Origin of the sequence: Mesorhizobium sp. M5C.F.Ca.IN.020.32.2.1 (assembly GCF_004023105.1) — a bacterium.
In the GTDB taxonomy this organism is placed as follows: Bacteria; Pseudomonadota; Alphaproteobacteria; order Rhizobiales; family Rhizobiaceae; genus Mesorhizobium; species Mesorhizobium wenxiniae.
This window is the reverse complement of the sequence record NZ_RZSX01000645.1, coordinates 1-3,777: the sequence shown is the minus strand read 5'-3', so window position 1 is coordinate 3,777 and position 3,777 is coordinate 1. Positions and strand designations below refer to the sequence as shown.

The 3,777-nt window shown below is 66.5% G+C and carries 5 protein-coding genes; 1 reads left to right on the top strand and 4 read right to left on the bottom strand.

From position 1 onward, the window contains the following. The 4 genes from cobA to cbiE form a co-directional block, all read right to left on the bottom strand. Window positions 1-620, bottom strand: a 620-nt coding sequence (gene cobA / locus EOA86_RS26170; protein ID WP_128344340.1) for a uroporphyrinogen-III C-methyltransferase, incomplete at its 3' end; no start/stop codon positions are given. After that, window positions 617-1,381, bottom strand: coding sequence for a precorrin-4 C(11)-methyltransferase (gene cobM, locus EOA86_RS26165; protein ID WP_128344339.1), 765 nt, complete (start codon window positions 1,379-1,381; stop codon window positions 617-619). The genes cobM and cobA, both read right to left, overlap by 4 nt. Further along, the gene (locus tag EOA86_RS26160; RefSeq protein ID WP_127210533.1) at window positions 1,378-1,764 is read right to left on the bottom strand and encodes a cobalamin biosynthesis protein; all 387 of its coding nucleotides are present in this window, start codon (window positions 1,762-1,764) and stop codon (window positions 1,378-1,380) included. Before EOA86_RS26160 ends, cobM begins: the two co-directional genes overlap by 4 nt. Further along, on the bottom strand, window positions 1,761-3,002 hold the full coding sequence (gene cbiE, locus EOA86_RS26155) for a precorrin-6y C5,15-methyltransferase (decarboxylating) subunit CbiE (RefSeq protein ID WP_128344337.1): 1,242 nt from the start codon (window positions 3,000-3,002) through the stop codon (window positions 1,761-1,763). The genes EOA86_RS26160 and cbiE overlap by 4 nt, the downstream gene beginning before the upstream one ends. A 1-nt stretch (window position 3,003) precedes the next feature. Here cbiE and EOA86_RS26150 point away from each other — a divergent pair. After that, on the top strand, window positions 3,004-3,777 hold a 774-nt coding region (locus tag EOA86_RS26150; RefSeq protein ID WP_128344342.1), incomplete at its 3' end, for a cobalt-precorrin-6A reductase.

The following is a 3,777-nucleotide window of genomic DNA, read 5'->3' as shown; positions in this document are numbered from 1 at the left end:
GCTGATATCAGCGGCAGATTGGCCATTCCCATATAGACAACGACCGGCTGGCCGGTCCGGGCGATTGCCGCCCAGTCGAGATCATCATCGGTGCCGGCAGCGTGGCCGGTGGCCAGGATCACCGCCTTGTTGATGCCGCGCATGGTGGCCGGGATGCCGGCTCCAGCCAGCGCGCTGAGACCTGAAGTCAGGCCGGACAGGATGCGGAACGGGATGTTTTCGCGCGCCAGCGCCAGCGCCTCTTCGCCGCCGCGGCCAAAAACATAGGGGTCGCCGCCTTTCAACCTGACGACGCGGCGGCCTTCTCGCGCCAGCCGCACAAGCAAGGCGGTGATGTCTTCCTGCTTCATCGACGGTTGGCGGCCGCGCTTGCCGGCATAGAACAGCTCGGCACTCGCCGCCACTGCCACGACATCGGGAGATACCAGCGCGTCGTAGACGAGGGCGTCGCACTGCCCAAGCGCGGCCAGCGCTTCCAGCGTCAGGCAGCCGGGATCGCCGGGGCCGGCGCCGGCCAGCCAGACATGGCCCGGCTCGAGCTGGCGCGGCTTGAAGTTCAGCCGGGCCAAAGCCTGTTCGATCGTCGCGTTTCCACCTCTGCTTCCGGTTCCGTCGTTCACAATCCGTCCCGTCCGCGAAAACGCCGCTGGTAATGGGCGTCGTAAAGTGAACTCTCGCCAAAGTCTTCCGCTGCCAGTGAGCGGCCGACGAAGATGATCGCCGTGCGCTCCATCGGATCGGCGGCCAATTGCGCCGCGATCGTCGCCAGCGTGCCGGTCAGCAGTCGCTCGTCCGGCCAGGAGGCGCGGAAGACAACCGCCACCGGGCAATCGCCGCCATAGAATGGCGTCAGCTCGGCGACGACACGGTCGATGGCGTGGATGGCAAGGTGAATGGCTAGCGTCGCGCCGGTGCGGCCGAAGCCGGCCAGGGTTTCGCCGGGCGGCATTTTCGAGGCACGACCGGAGATGCGGGTCAGCACCAGGCTTTGTGCGATTTCGGGAATGGTCAGTTCGCGGCGCAGCGATGCCGCAGCGGCCGCGAACGACGGCACGCCCGGCGTCAGCGTATAGGCGATGCCGTGCTTCTCCAGCCGGCGGATCTGCTCGGCAACGGCGCTCCACACTGACAGGTCGCCGGAATGCAGGCGGGAGACATCGTGGCCGGCCTGGTGGGCCGCCACATATTCCGCTTCGATCTCGTCGAGCGACATCGGCGCGGTGTCGATCAATTTCGTGCCGGGCGCGCAGTGCTGCAACAGTTCCGGGGCGACGATCGAGCCGGCATAGAGGCAGACCGGGCAGCTTGCCAGCAGCCGGCTGCCGCGCAACGTAATGAGGTCGGCCGCGCCCGGTCCGGCGCCGATGAAGTGGACGGTCATACCGCGTCTCCGCTGATGGCGATGGCACAGGTGACCGGGCCGAGCACGATGCGGGACCCAAGCAGTTTTGCGCCTTTCCCGGCGGCGGCAAGCGCGGAGGCTTCGGAAACCGACGGCGTGCCGGCATGTTCCTGCGACAGGCTCGAGCGGCTGATTGCGCGCGAAGACGCGGCCCTGAGCGCATCGTCCTCGACAACGATCACTGGCAGGGCGAGCTCGCGCCCCGCCGAGAAGATTGCCTGCTCGTCCTGCTTCAGAGAAGCGGTGGCGAGCGCCGAAAGCGCCGTCATCGCCAGCCCATGCGCTTCCAGCGCGGTTTCTATGGCCGCAAGAACGTCTTGCACATTCACGCCTTTGCGGCTGCCGATGCCCGCGATCATCATGGCTTGACCCAGCTCCATTGGGTGACCGGCATAGCCGGCCGCCATGCCTGCATCGAACCAACCGGTGAAGCACGGGAGATAGAGATGTGGGTGAGATCGCCGCCGACCGCGGCGTGACGGGCGAGAAGCAGCGCCTCCATCTCCAGCGTCACCGCGTTGGCGACCAGCCGGCCGCCAACACGCAGGGCCTTGATTGCCGCGCCCAGCACGCCGGTATCGCTGCCGCCGCCGCCGATGAAGATCGCGTCGGGCGTGCCTAGCCTGGCAAGCGCCTTCGGTGCCGAGCCTTCGACCACGACAAGGCCAGGCACGCCACAGTGTGAAGCGTTGCGGTGGATGCGGGCGGCGCGGGTTGGGTCGGCCTCGATGGCAATGGCGCGCATGGAGGGATGGGCGAGCATCCATTCGATGCCGATCGAACCCGAGCCGGCGCCGATGTCCCACAGCAATTCGCCGCGCCTGGGGGCGAGGGCGGACAGGGTGATGGCGCGCACCTCGCGCTTGGTGATCTGGCCGTCATGCTCGAACAAATGATCGCCAAGGCCTGACGTCAGCGGCAGGATGCGTCCTTCTGAAGTCGATCCAACTTCGATTGCCAGCACGTTGAGCGGGTTGATCTTTTCGAGGTCGAAGGCGTCCGCGCGCGTCGAACGCAGCCTTTCGTTCGGGCCGCCCAGTGCCTCCAGAATCGTTAGACGCGACGCGCCGAAGTCGAGTTCGGTCAGCAGGCGCGCAATCGCGGCTGGTGCATCGCCGTCCGAGGTCAGCGCAAGGATGCGGGTGCCCGGATGCAGCAGCGGCCGGATCAGGTCGAGCGAGCGGCCGTGCAGCGAAATGGTCTCAATATCCTGAAGCGCCCAGCTGAGGCGGGCGGAGGCCAGTGAGAAGGCAGAAGGGGCGGGGATCACCTGCGTCTCCTGGAACGGAACCTTGCGAGCAAGGGTGACGCCGACACCATGGAAGGACGGATCGCCGGAGGCCAGCACACAGACCTTTTTACCCGCAAGTGCCAGCACGTCGCGCATTTCTGCATCGAAAGGGGTCGGCCAGGCGCGTGCTTCGCCTTTGGTGAGCGATGCGACAAGGGCAAGGTGGCGTGTGCCGCCGAAGACGAATTCGGCCTCGGCGATCAACCGCTTGGCCTCTTCGCCGAGACCCGCTACACCGTCCTCGCCGATGCCGACGATTGTTAGCCATCTTGAGTTGAGCTTGGCGCCGCGCGGACCGTCAGCAGGCATGATGAACCACCGTATTCTGATCCTCGGCGGAACCACCGAAGCCCGGCAACTGGCGGGAAAGCTGGTCGCGCGCACCGATGTGTCGCTCACGCTGTCGCTGGCCGGCCGCACCGAAAATCCTGTCGCGCAAGACGTGCCCACCCGTACGGGTGGTTTCGGTGGTGCCGCCGGGCTGGCGGCATATCTGCACGAGACCCACATCGACCTGCTGATCGACGCCACGCATCCCTATGCGGCGCAAATCTCCGCCAATGCCACGGAAGCGGCGCATGAGGCCGGCGTGCCGATCATTGCGCTCAGGCGCCCGGGCTGGGAGCCTGCCGAAGGCGACCGATGGACGCTGGTCGACAGTGTTGCCAGCGCGGTGACGGCGCTGGGGTCGGCTCCACGCCACGTTTTCCTGGCGCTCGGGCGGCAGGAGGTCGCCGCTTGTGAGGCCGCACCCCAACATCACTATCTTATCCGCAGCGTTGATCCGGTCGAGCCAAGGCTCGCTGTGCCCGATGCGACCTATCTCTTGGCGCGCGGGCCGTTCCGGGAAGCCGACGAACGTGCACTGCTTCTGGAACACCGCATCGACGTCGTCGTTTCCAAGAACAGCGGCGGTGAGGGGACCTACGGCAAGATCGCCGCAGCGCGGGCGCTCGGCATCGAGGTGGTCATGATCCGTAGGTCGACGCTGCCGGATGTCCCGTCGGCGGAAACCGTCGAAGCGCTTGCCGCGATGGTCGATCATTTTCTGGTCAGTCATTTTCTTGGGCCCGCCGCCGAACGC